Here is a 584-nt window from a genome sequence, read left to right as displayed (position 1 = left end):
TCCGTGAGCGGCGCCATCGCCAGGTCGTCCAGAATGACGAGATCCGTCTTGGCCAGTTGCGCAAGCCACCGAGCGTATCGGCCGCTGCCGTGCGCGATCGCCAGTTCCTCGCTGAGCTTCGGCACACGCAGATAGCAGGCGGAGAATCCCTGGCGGCACGCCTGAATGGCGAAGGCACACCCCAACCAACTCTTGCCGAGCCCGGTTGGCGCGACGAGGATCAGATTCTGCCGCTCCCGAATCCATTCACAGGTCAGCAGACGGGCGGTGAGCGCCCGATCTAGCCCGCGGGCGGTGCGATAGTCGATGTCCTCCGGCGACGCGTCGGGGATCTTCAGTCTGGCCCGGCGCAGCCGGGCCGCTGTTTGTCGCGAGTCACGTTCGCTAGCTTCGCGCTCGACCAGCAACCCCAGGCGTTCTTCAAAGCTGAGCCGGTCGATGCCGTCCTGGCTCTGTTGTTCGGCAAGCGCCGCGGCCATGCCAGGCAGGCGCAGCGCGTGCAGTTTATCGACAGTGGGATGTTGCAGCATAACGACTCCCTTTCAATGGTAGTAAGACGGCCCGCGCACGTTGGCGTGCATAAG

Annotated in this window: 1 protein-coding gene; it reads right to left on the bottom strand. The window is 64.6% G+C overall.

All coding sequences use genetic code 11. From position 1 onward, the window contains the following. Positions 1-530, bottom strand: a 530-nt coding sequence (locus tag AWB81_RS43995; RefSeq protein WP_062644827.1) for an ATP-binding protein, incomplete at its 3' end; no start/stop codon positions are given. Between the last annotated feature and the right edge of the window lie 54 nt (positions 531-584).

The organism is Caballeronia arationis (genome assembly GCF_001544975.2).
Taxonomy (GTDB): domain Bacteria; phylum Pseudomonadota; class Gammaproteobacteria; order Burkholderiales; family Burkholderiaceae; genus Caballeronia; species Caballeronia arationis.
Note: the sequence above shows the minus strand (reverse complement) of the source record. Positions and strands in the feature narration are given on the sequence as shown.